Source organism: Brevundimonas naejangsanensis DSM 23858, assembly GCF_000421705.1.
Taxonomy (GTDB): Bacteria; Pseudomonadota; Alphaproteobacteria; order Caulobacterales; family Caulobacteraceae; genus Brevundimonas; species Brevundimonas naejangsanensis.
In genome coordinates this window covers 7,501-25,977 of sequence record NZ_ATXN01000004.1, presented here as the reverse complement: position 1 = coordinate 25,977, position 18,477 = coordinate 7,501, and the positions used below count along the sequence as shown (strand labels likewise).

The 18,477-nt window shown below is 69.0% G+C and carries 15 protein-coding genes (1 of these 15 only partly in view); 1 reads left to right on the top strand and 14 read right to left on the bottom strand.

Annotation, left to right across the window (positions count from 1 at the left end; all coding sequences use genetic code 11):
• Nucleotides 1-69: 69 nt before the first annotated feature.
• The 5 genes from H556_RS0109645 to H556_RS0109625 all read right to left on the bottom strand — a co-directional run bounded on the left by H556_RS0109645 (nucleotide 70) and on the right by H556_RS0109625 (nucleotide 8,614).
• Nucleotides 70-1,332, bottom strand: a complete 1,263-nt coding sequence (locus H556_RS0109645) for a glutamate-5-semialdehyde dehydrogenase (protein WP_024354220.1) — start codon at nucleotides 1,330-1,332, stop codon at nucleotides 70-72.
• Complete coding sequence (proB, locus tag H556_RS0109640; RefSeq protein ID WP_024354219.1) at nucleotides 1,329-2,498, bottom strand: glutamate 5-kinase; 1,170 nt, start codon at nucleotides 2,496-2,498, stop codon at nucleotides 1,329-1,331. The genes H556_RS0109645 and proB overlap by 4 nt, the downstream gene beginning before the upstream one ends.
• 188 nt (nucleotides 2,499-2,686) lie before the next feature.
• Nucleotides 2,687-4,126 (bottom strand): efflux transporter outer membrane subunit, encoded by a 1,440-nt coding sequence (locus H556_RS0109635; protein ID WP_024354218.1) that lies wholly within the window; start codon nucleotides 4,124-4,126, stop codon nucleotides 2,687-2,689.
• Nucleotides 4,127-7,396 carry an efflux RND transporter permease subunit gene (locus H556_RS0109630; RefSeq protein WP_024354217.1) on the bottom strand — a complete coding sequence of 1,090 codons (3,270 nt, stop codon included), beginning with the start codon at nucleotides 7,394-7,396 and terminating at the stop codon, nucleotides 4,127-4,129.
• A gap of 30 nt (nucleotides 7,397-7,426) precedes the next feature.
• The gene (locus tag H556_RS0109625; RefSeq protein ID WP_024354216.1) at nucleotides 7,427-8,614 is read right to left on the bottom strand and encodes an efflux RND transporter periplasmic adaptor subunit; all 1,188 of its coding nucleotides are present in this window, start codon (nucleotides 8,612-8,614) and stop codon (nucleotides 7,427-7,429) included.
• Between the two features lie 162 nt (nucleotides 8,615-8,776).
• Between H556_RS0109625 and H556_RS0109620 the strand changes: the two genes are divergently transcribed.
• Nucleotides 8,777-9,370, top strand: coding sequence for a TetR/AcrR family transcriptional regulator (locus tag H556_RS0109620; protein WP_024354215.1), 594 nt, complete (start codon nucleotides 8,777-8,779; stop codon nucleotides 9,368-9,370).
• 56 nt (nucleotides 9,371-9,426) lie between these two features.
• Here H556_RS0109620 and leuB read toward each other — a convergent pair whose 3' ends face one another.
• The 9 genes in view from leuB to ilvD are tightly spaced (at most 31 nt apart) and all read right to left on the bottom strand, a layout consistent with a single transcriptional unit that may run on beyond the window.
• The gene (gene leuB, locus H556_RS0109615; protein ID WP_024354214.1) at nucleotides 9,427-10,545 is read right to left on the bottom strand and encodes a 3-isopropylmalate dehydrogenase; all 1,119 of its coding nucleotides are present in this window, start codon (nucleotides 10,543-10,545) and stop codon (nucleotides 9,427-9,429) included.
• Complete coding sequence (gene leuD / locus H556_RS0109610) at nucleotides 10,545-11,147, bottom strand: 3-isopropylmalate dehydratase small subunit (protein ID WP_024354213.1); 603 nt, start codon at nucleotides 11,145-11,147, stop codon at nucleotides 10,545-10,547. The genes leuB and leuD overlap by 1 nt, the downstream gene beginning before the upstream one ends.
• Complete coding sequence (leuC, locus tag H556_RS0109605; RefSeq protein ID WP_024354212.1) at nucleotides 11,147-12,595, bottom strand: 3-isopropylmalate dehydratase large subunit; 1,449 nt, start codon at nucleotides 12,593-12,595, stop codon at nucleotides 11,147-11,149. The genes leuD and leuC overlap by 1 nt, the downstream gene beginning before the upstream one ends.
• Nucleotides 12,582-13,556: a branched-chain amino acid transaminase gene (locus tag H556_RS0109600; RefSeq protein ID WP_024354211.1), complete on the bottom strand. Its 975-nt coding sequence runs from the start codon at nucleotides 13,554-13,556 to the stop codon at nucleotides 12,582-12,584. Before H556_RS0109600 ends, leuC begins: the two co-directional genes overlap by 14 nt.
• Nucleotides 13,540-14,778 (bottom strand): 2-isopropylmalate synthase, encoded by a 1,239-nt coding sequence (locus tag H556_RS0109595; RefSeq protein ID WP_024354210.1) that lies wholly within the window; start codon nucleotides 14,776-14,778, stop codon nucleotides 13,540-13,542. The genes H556_RS0109600 and H556_RS0109595 overlap by 17 nt, the downstream gene beginning before the upstream one ends.
• The gene (locus tag H556_RS0109590) at nucleotides 14,778-15,041 is read right to left on the bottom strand and encodes an ACT domain-containing protein (RefSeq protein WP_024354209.1); all 264 of its coding nucleotides are present in this window, start codon (nucleotides 15,039-15,041) and stop codon (nucleotides 14,778-14,780) included. The genes H556_RS0109595 and H556_RS0109590 overlap by 1 nt, the downstream gene beginning before the upstream one ends.
• Before the next feature lie 2 nt (nucleotides 15,042-15,043).
• Nucleotides 15,044-16,750 (bottom strand): acetolactate synthase 2 catalytic subunit, encoded by a 1,707-nt coding sequence (ilvG, locus tag H556_RS0109585; protein WP_024354208.1) that lies wholly within the window; start codon nucleotides 16,748-16,750, stop codon nucleotides 15,044-15,046.
• A 31-nt stretch (nucleotides 16,751-16,781) separates the two neighbouring features.
• The gene (gene ilvC / locus H556_RS0109580; protein ID WP_029673475.1) at nucleotides 16,782-17,795 is read right to left on the bottom strand and encodes a ketol-acid reductoisomerase; all 1,014 of its coding nucleotides are present in this window, start codon (nucleotides 17,793-17,795) and stop codon (nucleotides 16,782-16,784) included.
• Between the two features lie 12 nt (nucleotides 17,796-17,807).
• A protein-coding gene (gene ilvD, locus H556_RS0109575) for a dihydroxy-acid dehydratase (RefSeq protein ID WP_029673474.1) crosses the window boundary here: on the bottom strand, nucleotides 17,808-18,477 show its final stretch. It continues 1,073 nt past the right edge of the window; only the last 670 of its 1,743 coding nucleotides appear in the window; its start codon lies off the right edge, out of view; the stop codon is at nucleotides 17,808-17,810.

The following is an 18,477-nucleotide window of genomic DNA, read 5'->3' as shown; positions in this document are numbered from 1 at the left end:
TATGGCGTTAAGTGCGTAGCGGTCCGGGCTCGGCGCAGCTTCGCTGCTGGGCCGGGATGACAGCGAGCGTCAGGGCCGCGTCTGGCCTTCGCCGCGCACCACATATTTGTAGGTGGTCAGCTGCTCCGCCCCGACTGGCCCGCGCGCATGCAGCTTTGAGGTCGAGATGCCGATCTCGCCGCCGAAGCCGAACTCTCCGCCGTCGGCGAACTGGGTCGAGGCGTTGATCAGGACGATGGCGCTTTCTACGCCCTCGGCGAAGCGTTCCGCCGCCTTTTCGTCGGTGGTGACGATGGCCTCGGTGTGGCCCGAGCCGTAAGCGCGGATGTGCGCGACTGCGCCGTCCACGCCTTCCACCACGCGCACCGACAGGATGGGGGCCAGGTATTCGGTGGTCCAGTCGGCCTCGACAGCCTGGGCCATGCCGGGGACCAGGGCGCAGGCTTCGGCGTCGCCGCGCAATTCGCATCCGGCGGCGATCAGGTCGGCGGCCACAGCGGGCAGCAGGCGCTCGGCCGCCGCGCGGTCGACCAGCAGGGTTTCGGTCGCGCCGCACACTGAGACGCGGCGCATCTTGGCGTTCAGGGTCACGCGGCGGGCGACGTCCAGATCGGCGGCGGCGTCCAGATAGGTGTGGCACAGGCCCTCAAGGTGGCCGAGCACGGGCGCCTTGGCTTCTGACTGGACGCGGGCGACCAGGCTTTTGCCGCCGCGCGGGATGATCAGGTCGATGGCGCCGTTCAGGCCTGAGAGGATGGCGCCGACGGCCTCGCGGTCGGGGACAGGGACGAGCTGGATGGCGTCGGCGGGCAGGCCCGCTTCGCTTACGGCGCGGGCGACGACGGCGGCGATGGCGCGCGAGGAGTCGAGGCAGTCCGAGCCGCAGCGCAGAATTGCGGCATTGCCCGAGCGCAGGCACAGGGCGGCGGCGTCGGCGGTGACGTTCGGGCGGCTCTCATAGATGACGGCCAGCACGCCGATGGGGGTGCGGACGCGGGCGATGTCCAGACCGTTGGGCGGGGTCCAGCGGGCCATTTGGGCGCCGACGGGATCGGGCTGGGCGGCGATGGTCTCGACGGCGACGGCCATGCCCTCGACGCGGGCGGGATTCACGGCCAGACGGTCGATCAGAGCCTCGGACAGGCCGCCGTCGCGAGCGCGGGCCACGTCTCGGGCGTTGGCGGACAGGATGTCGGCCTCGGCGGCGCGCAAGCCGCTGGCGAGCCGATGGAGTGCGTCGGTCCGAGCGTCCGGAGTCGTGGCGCGCAGGGCGTCGGCGGCGGCGCGGGCGCGGCGGCCCATATCCAGCATGGCGGCGTCGAGGTCGCTCATCGGTCCTCCAGAACCAGATCGTCGCGGTGGATGACGACCGAGGGGCCTCGGTAGCCCAGCAGGCTTTCGATCGCGTCGGAATGGCGGCCGCGGATCAGGGCGATCTCATCGGCCGCATAGGACGCCAGACCGACGCCCAGTCGCGCGCCGTCAGGCCCGGTCAAGCGCACGCTGTCGCCCTTGCCGAAATCGCCGCTGACGGCGACGACGCCCGAGGGCAGCAAGCTCTTCCCGGCCTGGAGGGCGGCGACGGCCCCCGCATCCAGCGTCAGGGCGCCGCCGGGCGCCACGCTGCCCGCGATCCACTGTTTCCACGCGGCCAGAGGCGTGGCGGGCGCCAGGATCAGGCTGGCGCGGGCGCCGTCCAGCACCGCCCTCAACGGGTAGTCGGTCAGGCCCGAGGCGATGACGGTGGCGCAACCGGCCGAGGCGGCGATCTGGGCCGCCGCCAGCTTGGTCGTCATGCCGCCCGTGCCGACCCCGGCCTGTGTGTTGGCGCCTGACGCCATCGACAGCACTTCAGGCGTCAGACGCTCGATCAGCGGCAGGTGACGGGCGTCCGGATCGCGGCGCGGATCAGCGGTGTAGAGGCCGTCCACATCGGACAGCAGGATCAGCAGGTCGGCCCGGCCGAGTTGCGCCGCGCGCGCGGCCAGGCGGTCGTTGTCGCCGTAGCGGATCTCTTCGGTGGCGACGGTGTCGTTCTCATTGACCACAGGGACGACGCCGTGGGCCAGCAGGGCCTCCAGCGTCGCGCGGCCGTTGAGCCAGCGGCGCCGCCGCTCGGTGTCGTCGCGGGTCAGCAGCACCTGTCCCGCCATCAGCCCGTGGGGGGCCAGGGCCTCCTCCCAGGCGTGCATCAGCAGGGACTGGCCCACGGCGGCGGCGGCCTGTTTGTCCTGAAGGCGGCTGGTAAACAGGTTCAGCCGTCCGCGCCCCAGAGCCACGGCGCCGGAGGAAACGACGATCGCCTCGCGCCCCTGTCGACGCAATGCGGCGATGTCCGCGGACAGGCTGGCCAGCCAGTCGGCGGCGACGGCGCGTCGATCGGCGTCGAACAGCAGGGACGAACCGATCTTGACCACCACCCGGCGCGCCTGGGCCAAGGCGGCGGCAGGCGAGGCGGCGGCCTCAAGGGCTTGGGGGAGGGCGGCGGAGGCGGTCACCTAGCCTCCCTATCGCAAGATCATCGCTTGAGCCATGCTGAAGGCGATGATTGTTCAGTGCGATGGTGTGCTTTCAGCTCTAATCGGAAGAATATTCTTCTGGAGCATGAGCGGTCAGAAGAAGCGCCAAAGAAAACGCCCGGCGGGCGAACCAGCCGGGCGTCTCAGTTTCAGCTTGAGGCTGAAGGTCAGGCTTCGGGATCGGGAGCCTGTTCCCAACCGCCCGCCAGGGCCTTGAACAGGCCGATCTGGTAGGTGGTGACCTGGGCTTCCGAGGCGGCCAGGGCGGCGTCGGCGCCGGCCAGGGTCCGCTCGGCGTCCAGCACCGTCAGGAAGCTGTCGGCGCCCGCGTCGAAGCGCAGGCGCGACAGGCGCGCCGCCGTGGCCGCCTGATCCCGTGCTGTGCGTAGGGCCGTGCGGCGGTCCAGTTCGTTGGCGTAGGCGCTGAGCGCTGTCTCGGTCTCCTGCAGCGCCGTCAGCACGGTCTGGTCGAAGGTCGCCAGGGCCGCGTCCGACTGGGCGCCCGCCTGTTTGATCCGCGCCCGGGCCGCCCAGACGTTGGGGAAGGACCAGGAGATCAGCGGGCCGACGCTGAAGCGCATATTGGCGCTCTCGCCCAGATCCGAGGCGTCGAGCGCCGTCGAGCCCAGCGACCCGCCCAGACGGATGCTGGGATAAAGGCCGGCGGTGGCGACATTGACGCGGGCGGCGGCGGCCGACAGGCGGGCTTCCGCCTGACGCACGTCGGGACGACGCGCCAGAAGGGCGGCGCCGTCTCCGACCGGGATCGGCTGCGACAGTTGCGGCGGCGACTGGCAGGCGCGGGCCGCATCGCTGGCCTCGGCCGGGGTGCGGCCGGTCAGGGTCGCCAGACGGAACAGGGCGCCGTCGCGCGACGCCCGCAGAGGCGGAAGGCTGGCGCGGGTCTGTTCCAGGGCGGCGCGGGCGCGGGCCACGTCCAGACCGTTGCCGGCGCCCCCGTCCAGCAGGCGCTGGGTCAGGTCGACGGTCTGGGTCTGCAGGTCGATGGTCCGCTCGGCCACGGCGATCTGGGCGTTGGCCGAGCAGGTGTCGGCGTAGGCCCGGGCCGTTTCGGCGGCGACGGTCACCCGCACGACTTCAAGCGCGGCGGCGGCGGCGGCCACGTCGCCCCGCGCGGCGCGGATGGAGGATTCCACCCGACCGAACAGGTCGATCTCATAGGCCACGTCCAGACCGACATCGTAGGTATCGACTTCCGGCAGCTTGGCGCCGTTGGCCGTGGGTACGGTGTCGGTCGAGGCCCGGCTGCGGTTATAGGCGGCCGAGGTCGTAGTGGTCGGGAACCGGCCCGAGCGGGCTTCGGACAGCGAGGCCCGGACGGCGCGCAGATTGGCCGCGGCCGCCTCCAGCTCGTTGTTCTCGGTCAGGGCCTGCTGGATCAGACCGTCCAGCGTCGGGTCCTGATACAGCCGCCACCAGTCGTCGCGGGCCGCCTCGGTCGAAACCGAGGCGGATTGCGAGCCGATGAAGGCGCCCTGGCCTTCGGTCGGGATCGTAGGGAGCGGCGCCTTGGGACCCACCGCGCAGGCGGCGAGCAGGGCGGCCGACCCCGCGGCGGTCAGCAGAGTGCGGAGTTTGCCGTTCATTTACGCATCTCCCTGGCGCGGAGCGGCGGGAGCCGGTTCCGGGCCGTCGGGGTCAAAGGGGTCGTGCGGCGTGGAGCCGAAGCTGGTGGGGAGCTCGCGCTCCTTGCCCGGCGCCTTGGGCAGCTTGCCCGCCACCCAGCGACAGATGACGTAGAAGACCGGGGTGAAGATCAGACCGAAGAAGGTCACCCCCAGCATTCCATAGACGACCGCGATGCCCAGGGCGTTCTGCATCTCCGAGCCGGGGCCCGAGGCGATGGCCAGAGGCAGCACGCCGAAGATGAAGGCGAACGAGGTCATCAGGATCGGGCGCAGGCGCTGACGGGCGGCCTGAACAGCGGCCTGCCAGCGGTCGAGGCCTTCGTTGTCCTCGGCCTGTTTGGCGAACTCCACGATCAGGATGGCGTTCTTGGCCGCCAGCGCGATCAGGACCACCAGACCGACCTGGGTCAGGATGTTGTTGTCCAGACCATGCAGGTTCACCCCCAGGATGGCCGCCAGGATACACATGGGCACGATCAGGATGACCGCCAGCGGCAGGGTGAAGGCCTCATAGTTGGCGGCCAGCACCAGGAAGACGAACACCACCGCCATCAGGAAGATGATGGTCGAGCCGCCGGCCGCCGCCTTCTCCTGGAGGGCCAGTTCGGTCCATTCGTAGCCGAAGCCCTCGGGCAGGGTCTTGGCGGCCAGTTCCTCCATCGCGGCGATGGCGTCGCCGGTAGACACGCCCGGCGCCGCTTCACCCTGTAGTTCCGAAGCCGGGAACAGGTTGTAGCGGACCACGCGCGCCGGGCCGGAATCGTCGGCCAGGGTCGCCACCGAACCGATCGGCACCATGCCGCCCGAGGCCGAACGGACCTTCAGGTTGGCGATGTCGGCCAGTTCGTCGCGATAGGCGGGCTCGGCCTGGGCGGTGACGCGGAAGGTGCGGCCCAGGAAGTTGAAGTCGTTGACGTAGGTCGAGCCGAGGTAGGTGCCCAGGGTGCTGAACACGGTCGACGGCTGGACCCCCATCAGCAGGGCCTTGTCGCGATCGACGCTGGCGGCGATGCGCGGCGAGCCGGTGTTGTAGAGGCTGAACACCTGCTGGACCTCGTCCGGCATCTGGGCGGCGGCGCCCATCATGGCGAAGGTCGCGCCCTCCAGAGCCTTGAAGCCCGAACCCGAACGGTCCTGGATCATCATCTTGAAGCCCGAGCCGGTGCCCAGGCCCTGAACGGGCGGGGGCGACAGCATGAAGATGCTGGCTTCCTCGATGACGCCGGTCGCGCCGCTGAGCGCGCCGGCCAGGGCCGAGGCCTCCAGCGCGGGCGTGGTGCGCTGGTCGTAGTCGTTCAGCTTGATGAACATGGTCGCGGCGTTGGACGACATGGAGAAGCTGGAGCCGTCCAGACCGGCGAAGGCGGTGACTTCCTGAACGCCATCGGCCTTGCGGACGATCTCGACAGCCTTGTTCATGGCCGCCTTGGTGCGTTCCAGCGAGGCGCCCGGCGGAAGCTGGACGACGCCGATCAGGATGCCCTGATCCTGGGCCGGGATGAAGCCGGTGGGCGTGTCGGCCATGCGCCAGCCGGTCAGGGCCAGCAGGGCGGCGTAGATGACCAGCATGACCGTGACCATGCGGATCAGCCGGGCGGTCATGCGGCCGTAGCGGTCCGACACCCAGTCGAAGCCTTCGTTGAACTTGGCCCCCGCCCAGCCGAGGTAATAGGTGATCGTGCCGATCAGGCCCGGCTTGCGGCTCTCGTCGTGGTCCTTGTGCGGCTTGAGCAGCAGGGCCGACAGGGCGGGAGACAGCGTCAGCGACACCAGCAGGGAGATCAGCGTCGCCGAGGCGATGGTGACCGCGAACTGGCGGAAGAAGATGCCGGGGATGCCGGGCACGAAGGCGGTCGGCACGAACACCGAGGTCAGCACCAGGGAGATGGCGACCAGGGCGCCCGACACTTCCTGCATCGACCGATACGCCGCTTCTTTGGGCGTCAGCCCCTCGCGGATGTAGCGCTCAACGTTCTCGACCACGATGATGGCGTCGTCGACGACGATGCCGACGGCCAGAACCAGAGCGAACAGCGACAGGGAGTTGATCGAATAGCCCAGGGCCAGCTGCACCGCGAAGGTGCCGACCAGGGCGACCGGGATGGCCAGGATCGGGATGATGGCCGCGCGCCAGGTCTGCAGGAAGACCAGGATGACGATCATCACCAGGAAGACGGCTTCGATCAGCACGTGCTCAACGGCCGAGACCGAGGCGGCGACGTATTCCGTCGGGTTATAGGGGATGGCGTATTTCACGCCCGGCGGGAAGTCGGCCTTGATGGCGTCCAGCTCTGCGATGACCTTGTTGGCCGTCGACAGGGCGTTGGAGCCGGGCTGCTGGATGATGGCGACGCCGACGCCGCGCTGGCCGTTGAAATAGCCTTCGACGCCGTAGATTTCCGAGCCGAGTTCGACGCGGGCGATATCGCTGACGCGGGTCACGCGGCCCTGAGCGTCGGTCTTGAGCACCACCTTGCCGAATTCTTCCGGCGCCGCCAGACGGCCCTCGACCTGAACCGGCAGCTCGAAGGCGGCGGCGTTGGTCGGGAAGGGAGGCTGGCCGATCGACCCGCCTGCGGCCTGAACATTCTGGGCCTGCAGGGCGGCGATGATCTCGGGCGCGGTCAGGTCGCGCGCGGCGGCCTTGGCCGGATCGATCCAGATCCGCATGGCGTAGTTGCCGCCGCCGAAGACCTGGACGCCGCCGACGCCGTCGATCCGCAGCAGGCGGTCGCGGATCGTCGACTGGGCCAGATTGCCCAGATAGTCGCTGTCGATGCCGGGATCGTCGGACGTCAGCGAGGCCAGCATCAGGAAGCCGGTCGACTCCTTGTTGACGACCACGCCGACCTGACGGACCTGCGCCGGCAGGCGCGGCTCGGCCAGGGCGACCCGGTTCTGAACCAGCACCTGGGCGGTGTCGAGGTCGGTGCCGGGCTGGAAGGTCACGGTCACGCTGACCCGGCCGTCCGATGTGGACGACGAGGTCATGTAGAGCATGTTCTCGACGCCGTTGATTTCCTGTTCGAGCGGAGCGGCGACCGTTTCGGACAGGGTTTCAGCCGAGGCGCCGGCGTAGGAGGCGGTCACGCTGATCGTCGGCGGGGCGATGTCCGGATACTGCGCCAACGGCAGCATCGGCATGGCGAAGGCGCCGACCAGGGTGATGAAGACCGAGATCACGATCGCGAAGATCGGTCGGTCGATGAAGAAGCGGGAGATGTTCATGAATCAGGTTCCGGCCCGTGAGCCTCCTCCTCAGCCGGCGCTGGCGACGAAGGTGGCGGACGAGGCGACAGGGGCCGTGGTCACAGGCGCGTCGGCCTTGGCTTCCTCGGCCTTGATGGTCCCGTTCTGGGCGGTGACCTTCTGGCCCGGACGGGCGCGCTGAAGGCCGTTGATGATGACGCGGTCGTCCGGCGTCAGGCCCGTGCGCACGACACGCAGGCCGTTGGCGACCGGTCCCAGCTGGACCGGCTTGGCGCCGACCGTGCCGTCCTTGGCGACGACATAGACCACCTTGCGCGGACCATCGGTGACGACGGCGGCGTCCGGCACCAGCATGGCGGCGTAACCGCCCGAGCCGGCCAGCTGGGCGTGGCCGAACATGCCCGGCTTCAGGAAGCCGTCGGCGTTCTGCACCACGGCGCGGAGGCGGATGGTGCCCGAAGACGCGTCGATGGCGTTGTCGGTGAAGTCCAGCGTGCCGGTGCGGTCATAGGCGGTCTCGTCCTGCAGGCGGATGCGGATCGGAGCCGACCCGTTGCGGGCGTCGCGCTGATATTTCAGGGCCAGGGCTTCGGAGCCGTCGAAGACGAAGTAGATCGGCGACGATGAGACGATGGTGGTCAGCACGTCGCCGGCGGACGAACCGCCGCCGATCAGGTTGCCCGGATCGACCCGACGGTCGGACACGCGGCCCGAGATGGGGGCGGTGACGCGGGTGAATTCCACGTCCAGCTGACGCGCGCGGATGGCGGCGTTGGCGGCGGCCATGCTGGCCTCGGCGGTCTGGACAGCGCCGCGCTTGGCGTCGACTTCGGCCTGGGACACGGCCTGAGAGGCCAACAGGCCTTCGGCGCGGGCTAGTTCGGTGCGGGCCAGAGTCAACTGGGCCTGGCCCTGGGCCAACTGGGCGCGGGCCGAAGCCAGGGCGGCCTGGGCCGGGCGCGGATCCAGGGTGAACAGCAGTTGGCCCTGGCGTACGAAGTCGCCGTCCTTGAAGTGAACCGACTGGATGTAGCCGCCCACGCGGGCGCGCACGTCGACGGAGCGGGTCGCCTCGAAGCGCCCTGTGAACTCGTCCCAGTCGACAACCTGTTGCGACAGGGGCGTCGCCACCGTGACCGGAGGCGCGCCCTGGGCCGGCGCCTCCTGTCCCTTGGAACAGCCATAGAGGGCAGCCGCCATCATGACGGACGCGGCCGCGATCTTCACCGTGCGCATCGGCGCAATCTCCTTGGGAGTCATTTTATCCAAAGGACTGTGCGCTCATTGGGGAGGAGGCGTCCAGTCAACACCGGCTGACTTAAAGACGACGTCGGCGACGCTTGTCAACGCCTGATGACAAGGCCATATAGCCCGTAAGGTTTATTGGAGTGCGACCAATTGGTCCTTTGCGACGTTCCCCGGCCGCGTAACGCCAACGCCACCCGCCAGGCCATTCTGGAAGCGGCGCGCGAACGCTTTTGCGCTGAAAGCTATGATGATGTCGGCATGCGCGACGTGGCGCGCGACGTCGGCGTCGATGCGGCCCTGATCAGCCGCTACTTCGGTTCGAAGGAAGATCTGTTCGTGGCGGTCATGGACAGTTGCAAGAACGGCCGCGATCTGATGGACGGCTCGCGCGAGGATTTCGGCGAGCGCCTGGCGCGCGAGATCGTCTATGGCGACATGACGCCATGCGAATATGAAGACGGCGGCGCCAAGATGCGCGGTCTGTTGATCCTGTTGCGTTCGATCGGTTCGACCAAGGCGATGGACGTGGTTCAGCGCACCTCCAACTCTCGTTTCTTCGAGCCCCTGACCCAGTGGATCGGCGGCGAGGACGCGCCGGTGCGGGCGCGCATGGCGGCAGGCCTGATCATGGGCATGGCGATCGGCCGCGAACTGTCCGACGGCTATTCAAGCCTGGACGAGGCCCAGAAGGCGTCTCTGGCCCAGCGCATGGCCCGCGCGCTTCAGGGCCTGATCGACGGCTGAATTAAGAAGAGGCGGACCAAGGGCCCGCCTCTCCATCGCTGTCTTGCTTAAAAGTCTCAGGCCCAGTGCATCGGCACATGGCGCGCCGCCGCCCAGTGGATGGCCCGGATGGCGTCGACGATGGCGCGGGTGGCCGAGACCGTGCCCAGCGCTCCGCCCAGATCGGCGGTGACGGCCCCCGAGGCCAGGACGGCCGCGACCGCCGCCTCGATGGAATCGGCCTCATCCTCCAACTGGAAGCTGTGACGCAGCATCATGGCCGCCGACAGCACCATGCCGACGGGGTTGGCCAGGTCCTGTCCGGCGATGTCCGGCGCCGAGCCGTGGATCGGTTCGAACAGGCCGGGGCCGTCGGCGCCCAGCGAGGCTGAAGGGAGCAGGCCGATGGAGCCGCCCAGCACTGAAATCTCGTCCGACAGGATGTCGCCGAACATGTTCTCGGTCAGGATGACGTCATAGTCGCGCGGCTTGCGGATCAGGTGCATGGCCATGGAGTCGACCAGGGCGTGCTCCAGGGTGATCTGCGGATACTCCTCGGCGTGGATGCGCGTCACGACCTCGCGCCACAGGCGGCTGGTCTCCATGACGTTGGCCTTGTCGACCGAGGTGACCTTTCCGCGGCGCTGTTCGGCAGCCTGGAAGGCGGCCCGGGCGACGCGCTCGATCTCCTCCACCGTATAGACGCACAGGTCCGAGGCCGAGGTTTCGGTGCGGGTGCGCTCGCCGAAATAGACGCCGCTGGTCAGTTCGCGGAAGACGATCAGATCGACGCCCTCGACGATCTCCTTCTTCAGCGGCGAGCGGTGGGCCAGCACCGGCGAGACCTGCAACGGACGCAGGTTGGCGTACAGGCCCATCGCCTTGCGGATGGCCAGCAGACCCTGTTCGGGACGAACCGGGGCGCCGTCCCACTTGGGCCCGCCGACGGCGCCCAGCAGCACGGCGTCGGAGGCGATGCAGGCGGCCTTGGTCTCTTCGGGCAAGGATTCGCCGACCGCGTCGATGGCGGCGCCGCCGATCAGGTGTTCGGTGAAGTCGAACCGATGGCCGTAGATGTCGCCGATGCAGGTCAGCACTCGCTGGGCGGCCAGGGTCACCTCCGGCCCGACGCCGTCGCCGGGCAGGACGACGATATTGAAGGCGCGGGCGGCGGCGGGCGTGTCATGGGCGGTCATCAGGCGGTCTCCGGCTGATAGGTGTCTTGGCGCAGGCGTTCGTAGGAGGCGACATAGGGCAGCTTGGCCTGAAGCCAGCCGAGGGCGTCGACGCCGTCCAGCAGGCACTGGCGGGCGAAGGACTCGACCTTGAACGGCACGGCGGGGACGTTGCCGCGCCGGATCTCGCCCGCCTCCAGGTCGATGGTCACCGGCTGCTCCGGGTGGGCGGCCAGATCGTCCCAGACGGCCTGATCGACGACGATGGGCAGAAAGCCGTTCTTCAGGGCGTTGGAGGTGAAGATGTCGGCGATCTCGGTCGAGATCACCGCCCGGAAGCCATAGTCCAGCAGCGCCCAGGGCGCGTGCTCGCGCGAGGAGCCGCAGGCGAAGTTGGGACCGGCCAGCAGGATGCGGTGCTCGGTCGGGTCGATGCGGTTCAGCACCGATTCCGGCTTGGGCGACCCATCGGCCTCATAGCGCCAGTCATAGAAGGCCTGGGCGCCCAGACCCTCGCGCGAGGTGGTGGTCAGGAAGCGCGCGGGGATGATCTGGTCGGTGTCGATGTTGGCCTGGCTCAGGGTCAGGGTCTTCGACGTCAGGGTCTTGAAGGGCTCAGACATTATTCTGCTCCTACCGCCTCCCGCGCGGCGCTCGCTTGCTTGAGGACGGGGGCCTCCAGATAGACGCGCGGGTCGGTCAGCACCCCGGCCACGGCGCTGGCGGCGGCCGTGGCGGGGCTGGCCAGGATGGTGCGGGCGTCCTTGCCTTGACGGCCCTCGAAATTGCGGTTGGAGGTCGAGACGGCCAGTTGACCGGGCGCGACGAAATCTCCGTTCATGGCGATGCACATGGAGCAGCCGGGGATGCGCCATTCGGCGCCCGCCTCGGTGAAGACCTTGTCCAGGCCTTCGGCTTCGGCGTCGCGGCGGACGGCCTCCGAACCCGGGACCACCAGCATCCGCACGCCCGGCTGGACCTTGCGGCCGCGCAGAACATCGGCGGCGGCGCGCAGATCGGGCAGGCGGCCGTTGGTGCAACTGCCGATGAAGACGACATCGACCTTGTGGCCGGTGGTCGCCTCTCCGGCGGTGAAGCCCATGTAGTCGATGGCCTTCTGGTCCGAGGCGGAGCGCGGCTGCGGCACGGGCGCGCCGACGGGGGCGCCGGCGTCGGGGGTGGTGCCCCAGGTGGCCATCGGGCGGATGGCGGCGCCGTCCAGCGCGACCTCCTTGTCGAAGACCGCGCCGGGATCAGTGGCCAGAGCCAGCCAGTCGGCGGCGGCGGCTTCATAGTCGGCGGGGACGTGGCGGCGGCCGCGCAGCCAGTCGATGGTCGTCTGGTCGGGGGCGATCATGCCGGCGCGGGCGCCCGCCTCGATGGACATGTTGCACAGGGTCATGCGCCCTTCCATGTCCAGCGCGCGCACGGCCTCGCCTGCATATTCGATGACGTAGCCGGTGCCGCCGCCGAAGCCGATGGCGGCGATGACGGCCAACGCCATGTCCTTGCCGGAGACGCCGGGGCGCAGGCGCCCGTTGATCGTCACGCGCATGGCCTTGGCCCGGCGTTGCAGCAGGCACTGGGTCGCCAGCACGTGACCGACTTCCGAGGTGCCGATGCCGAAAGCCAGCGCTCCGAAGGCGCCGTGGGTGGCGGTATGGCTGTCGCCGCAGACGACGGTCATGCCCGGCTGGGTCAGGCCCAGTTCCGGTCCCATGACGTGGACGACGCCGCGCTGGTCCGAGCCCCAGCCGGCCAGTTCGATCCCGTGGCGGGCGCAGTTGACCTCCAGCGTCTCGACCTGCTTGCGTGCCTGTTCGGTGACATAGGGCAACTGGCCATCCGGCCCGGCGGGCAGGGTGGGGGTCGAGTGGTCCAGGGTGGCGAAGGTGCGGTCGGGGCGGCGGACCTTCAGTCCGCGCGCCGCGATCTCGGAAAAGGCCTGAGGCGAGGTGACTTCGTGGACCAGGTGCAGGTCCACATACATGACGCCCGGAGTCTCGGCGGTTTCCGGCACGACGACGTGCCGGTCCCACACCTTCTGATACAGGGTCTTAGGCTGGCTCATGGGCGCGCTCCCTGGCCGGGGCGGCGTTTTCGGCTTCGCCGATAGGCTCCAGCCAGCCGAAGCGGTCGGGCGTGGCGCCGTCGAACAGGCCGCGGAAGGCCTTGTTGACCGCCTTGGTTACCGGGCCGGGGCCGCCTGCGCGGGTCATGATGCCGTCGATGGAGCGGACGGGGGTGATCTCGGCCGCCGTGCCGGTCATGAAGACCTCGTCGGCGACATAGAGGGCTTCGCGCGGCAGCACCTGTTCGCGCGCCTCATAGCCCAGGCCGCGCGCCAGCTTCATCACGCTGTCGCGGGTGATGCCCTGCAGGATGGACGCGGCGGCCGGAGGCGTCATCAGCACGCCGTCCTTGACGATGAACAGGTTCTCACCTGCGCCTTCGGACAGCAGGCCGTCGGCGCCCAGGGCGATGCCCTCGCCGAAGCCGCGCACGCGGGCCTCGCGCCCGATCAGATAGGAGGACAGATAGTTGCCGCCTGCCTTGGCGCCCGCCGGGACGGTGTTCGGCGCCACGCGGTTCCAGCTGGAGATGCAGGCGTCGACGCCCTTCTCCAGCGCCTCTTCGCCCAGATAGGCGCCCCAGGCGAAGGCCGAGATCATCACATCGCTGCGGATCGCCTCGGCCGAGGGGCTGACGCCCATGCCGCACTCGCCCAGGAAGGCCAATGGCCGCAGGTAAGCCGAACGCAGACCCTCGGCGCGCACCACGTCCTTGCAGGCTTGAACCAGCTCGTCCTCATTATAAGGCATGGGGAAGTGGTAGATGCGCGCGCTGTCGAACAGGCGGCGGATGTGGTCGGTCAGGCGGAAGGCGCACGGGCCGTTCGGCGTGTCATAGACGCGGATGCCCTCGAACACCGAGGTGCCGTAGTGCAGGGCGTGGCTCATGACGTGGACGGTGGCGTTCTCCCACGCCGTCAGTTCGCCGTTGATCCAGATGTTCTTAGCCAGCGGCTGCATAGGTCTTGTCCTGTTGGGGGGCGGTGGCGGCGATGATGGCGGTCAGTTCGGCGTCGTTGATCTCGCCGATCTCGTCGGCGCGGCGCTTGAAGCCGGCGAAGACTTCGGCCAGACGCTGGCCTTCCAGAGCGTGGCCCAGAGCCTCGGCGCGCTTGCCGACGGCATGGCGGCCCGAGTGTTTGCCCAGCACGAAATAGCTGCCCTCGAACCCGACGTCCTCGGGGCGCATGATCTCGTAGGTGCGGCTGTCGGCCATCATGCCGTGCTGGTGGATGCCCGCTTCGTGGGCGAAGGCGTTCAGGCCGACGATGGCCTTGTTGCGGGCGATGACCGTCTCGGTCACTTCGCGCAGGGTCTCGGAGGCGCGCACCAGGTGGCGGCTCTCGGAGCCGATGGTCACGCCATAGCGGTCCGCGCGGGTGCGCAGGGCCATGATGACTTCCTCGACCGAGGCGTTGCCCGCCCGTTCCCCGATGCCGTTGATGGCGCCTTCGATCTGACGGGCGCCGCCTTCGACGGCGGCCAGGGAGTTGGCGACCGCCAGGCCCAGGTCGTTGTGGGCATGGGACGAGAAAATGATGTCGGCGTGACGCGGGCGGATGATCCCGTCCAGATAGGCGAAGCGCTGGCGCGATTCCTCGGGCGTGGCGTAGCCGACGGTGTCGGGCACGTTCAGCGTCTGGGCGCCGGCGTCGGCGGCGGCCATCAGGGCCTCGGCCAGGAACTCCGGCTCGGTGCGGAAGGCGTCCTCGGCGGAGAACTCCACGTCGTCGAACAGGGAGGCGGCGTATTCCACCGTGCGCGAGATGGTGGCCAGCACCTCATTGGTGCTCATGCGCAGCTTGGCCGAGCGGTGAATCGGGCTGGTGGCCAGAAAGACGTGGCAGCGACGGTGCGATTTCGGCGCTGGGGCCAGGGCGCGGAAGGAGGCGTCGATGTCCTTTTCGTTGGCGCGCGACAGCGAGGCGAAGACCGGCCCCTCGATCTCGCCGCAGACGCGACGGATGCACTCCTCGTCGCCCGGCGAGGCGGCGGCGAAACCGGCCTCGATCACGTCCACGCCCAGGTCGCGCAGGACATGAGCCATCTTCAGCTTGGCTTCGGCCGACATGGAGAAGCCGGGGGCCTGTTCGCCGTCGCGCAGGGTGGTGTCGAAGATGATGACCCGGTTGGGATCGGCCGCAATCTCGGCGGTTCTGGATACTCGGTCTACTCGGGACATTACGCGGCCTCGGACTGGAAGGTTTGGGCCTGGATGCGCGCGACGCCGATCAGGCGGTCGATCTGGCGGCCCAGGGTGTCGATGGAGCGGGCGGCGTCGCGCCCGCGAACGGTCAGGGCGATGCGGCGCATCGCGCCCTCCACTTCAGAATCGGGGGCCATGCTCATGCCGTCGATGTGGAAACCGCGGCGCTCCACAAGGCCGATGAGACGCTGAAGCGAGCCGTCGGCCCGGTCGATTTGGATGTGAATGGTGTCGCTCATGCTCATGCGCCTTCCATCATTTCAGCGTTGCTCTTGCCCGGCGGCACCAGCGGCCAGACGTTTTCCTTGGGGTCGATGACGACGTGGGCCAGACAGGCGCCCTTGGCGGCCAGCAGGCGGGCCAGACCGGCCTCGACCTGATCGCGGCGGTCGATGCGGAAGGCCTCGACGCCGAAGGCTTCGGCCACCTTCACGAAGTCCGGATTGTCGGACAGGTCGATCTCGGAATAGTTCTCGGCGAAGAACAGCTCCTGCCACTGGCGCACCAGACCCAGCGATGAGTTGTCCAGCAGGACGATCTTCAGCGGCACGCCGTAGCGGCGCAGGGTGGCCAGCTCCTGAACGTTCATCATGAAGCCGCCGTCGCCGGCGATGGTGACGACGATGGCGTCCGGGTCGGCCATCTGGGCGCCCAGACCGGCAGGCAGGCCGAAGCCCATCGCGCCCAGACCGCCCGAGGTGATGTGGGCTTCCGGCCGGGCGAAGCGGCAGTGCTGGGCGGCCCACATCTGATGCTGGCCGACATCGCAGGCGGCGACGAAGCGGTCGCCCGCCATTTCGGACAGCTGCTTCAGCAGGGCCGGGGCGTAGACGCCTTCGCCCGGCGCGTCATAGCGGGCGGCGTGACGCGCGGCCGCCGAGGCGCAGCGGATGACCCAGGGGTCGATGGTCAGCGGAGCCGCCGCCATGCGCGTCGTCAGGGCCTCGATGGCCGGGCGAATCTCGCCGCCGACGGCGACGTGGGTCTCGCGCAGCTTGCCGATCTCCGAGGCGTCGGCGTCGAAGTGGACGACGCGGGCGTGGGGGGCGAACTCGGCCAGCTTGCCGGTGGCGCGGTCGTCGAAGCGGGCGCCCATGACGATCAGCAGGTCGGACGCCTGAACCGCCTCATTGGCCGCGCGCGTTCCGTGCATCCCCAGCATGCCCAGGAAGCCGGGCGCGTCGGTCGGCACCGTGCCCAGGGCGTTCAGGGTGGCGACGGCGGGAATGCCGGTGGTCTCGGCGAAGGCGCGCAGGGCCTCGGTCGCGCGGCCGATCTTCACCCCGCCGCCGATGTAGATCAGCGGGCGTTCAGCGGCGCGGATGAAGCGCTCGGCCTCGGCGATGGCGTCGGCGTCGGCCTCAATCGTTTCATTGGGAATGTTGAAGCCGAAGGGGGCGACCGTTTCGGCGAACTGCACGTCCTTGGGCAGGTCGACCAGCACCGGGCCGGGGCGGCCCGAGGCGGCGATGTGGAAAGCCTGTTCGATGGCGGCCGGGATCTCGGCGGCGTCACGGACCAGGATGGAGTGTTTCACGATCGGCAGGGTGACGCCCAGGATGTCGATCTCCTGGAAGGCGTCGGTGCCCATGACCCCTTGGGGGACATTGCCGGTGATGCAGACCATCGGCGCCGAATCCATCATGGCGTTGGCGATGCCGGTGATCAGATTGGTGGCGCCGGGGCCCGAGGTCGCCATGCAGACCCCGACCCGGCCGCTCAGGCGCGCATAGGCGTCGGCGGCGAAGGCGGCGGCCTGTTCGTGACGGACCAGGATGTGCTTCAGCGACGAGCCGGTCAAGGCGTCGTAGATCGGCATGATGGCGCCGCCGGGGTAGCCGAACACCACCTCTACGCCCATCCGCTCCAGGCTGGAGACAAGCAGGCGCGCGCCGGTCATGACGGCCGGGGCGGGGGGTGTTTTCAGGGCGGGCGCGGCGGCGCTCATCGGGTCAGTCTCTCTTTATATATACAGAGGGTCAGGCGGCGGCCTGTTTGGCCGTCTGCAGCCAGGCCATGCGGTCGCGCAGACGGGCGCCGACCTGTTCGATCTGGCTGGAGCGGTCCTCAGTCAGCAGGGCCTCGTATTTCGGCTTGCCCGCCTCGTTCTCGGCGATCCATTCACGCGCGAACTGGCCGCTCTGGATCTCGTCCAGCACGGTCTTCATGCGGGCGCGGGTCTCGTCGGTGATGACGCGCGGACCCGAGGCGACGGCGCCCCATTTGGCCGTTTCCGAGATGAAGTGGTGCATCTTGGAGATGCCGCCCTCGTAGAACAGGTCCACGATCAGCTTCAGCTCGTGCAGGCATTCGAAATAGGCGATCTCGGGCTGGTAGCCGGCCTCGACCAGGGTGTTGAAGCCCTGGATCACCAACTCCTTGGCCCCGCCGCACAGGACGGCCTGTTCGCCGAACAGGTCGGTCTCCGTCTCTTCGCGGAACGAGGTCTCAAGCAGGCCGCCGGTCGCCCCGCCGATTCCCTTGGCGTAGCCCATGGCGCGGTCGCGCGCCTTGCCGGTCGCGTCCTTCTCGATGGCGAACAGGGAGGGGACGCCCCGGCCGCGGGCGAACTCGCGACGGACCAGATCGCCCGGACCCTTGGGCGCGACCAGAATGACGTCCATGTCGTCGCGCGGCGTGATGCGGTCGTAGATGATCGAGAAGCCGTGGGCGAACAGCAGTGCCGAGCCCGGCTTGGCGTTCGGCTCGATGACGTCGCGATAGATCTCGTTCTGGATCATGTCGGGCGTCAGGATGGCGATGATGTCGGCGCCCTTGACCGCTTCGGCGGGCTCGGCCGTGGCTAGGCCGTCTTCGGTCGCGTGCTTCCAGCCCGTGCCGCCGTGACGGACGCCGACGATCACGTCGTGGCCCGAATCCTTCAGGTTCTGGGCGTGGGCGCGACCCTGCGAGCCATAGCCGATGACGGCGATGCGCTGGCCGGTGATGGCGCCCGGCTTGATGTCTTCATTGGTGTAGATGGTGATGGCCATGAGAGGCGGTCCTTAAGAAGCGGCGTTTTCGGTGGAGCGGGCGGCCAGATCGGCGGGGATCTGGGCCGGCGGCGGATTGGGAATGGTCACGGCCCCTTGCGAGGCGGAGGCGACGGCGGCGCGGTACTTTGCGAAAACGCCTTGCGCCGGGCGGATACGGTTGGGGGCGAAATCCGCCCGGCGCGCCTCCAGATCGACGAGCACATCGATCCTTCGGTTGGTGACGTCGATGACGATCGGATCGCCATCGCGAATGAGAGCAATGGGGCCTCCCGCCGCCGCCTCGGGCGAGACGTGGCCGGCGACGAAGCCGTAGGAGGCGCCCGAGAAGCGGCCGTCGGTCAGCAGGGCGACGTTCTCGACCTTGCGGCCCTTCAGGGCGGCGGTGACCTGCAGCATCTCGCGCATGCCGGGCCCGCCCTTGGGGCCTTCGTAGCGGATGATGATGACGTCGCCTTCGCCGACAGATCCGTCCTGCACCGCGTGGAAGGCGTCTTCCTCGCAGTCGAATACGGCGGCCGGGCCTTCAAAGCGATCGACCTTATGGCCGGTCAACTTGATGACGGCGCCCTCTGGCGCGACATCGCCATAGATGACGGCGTAGGAGCCGCGCGCCATGACCGGGGCCTCGAAGCTGGTCACGACCTGCTGGCCGGGCTGCTCCTCGGCGTCGCCCGCTTCG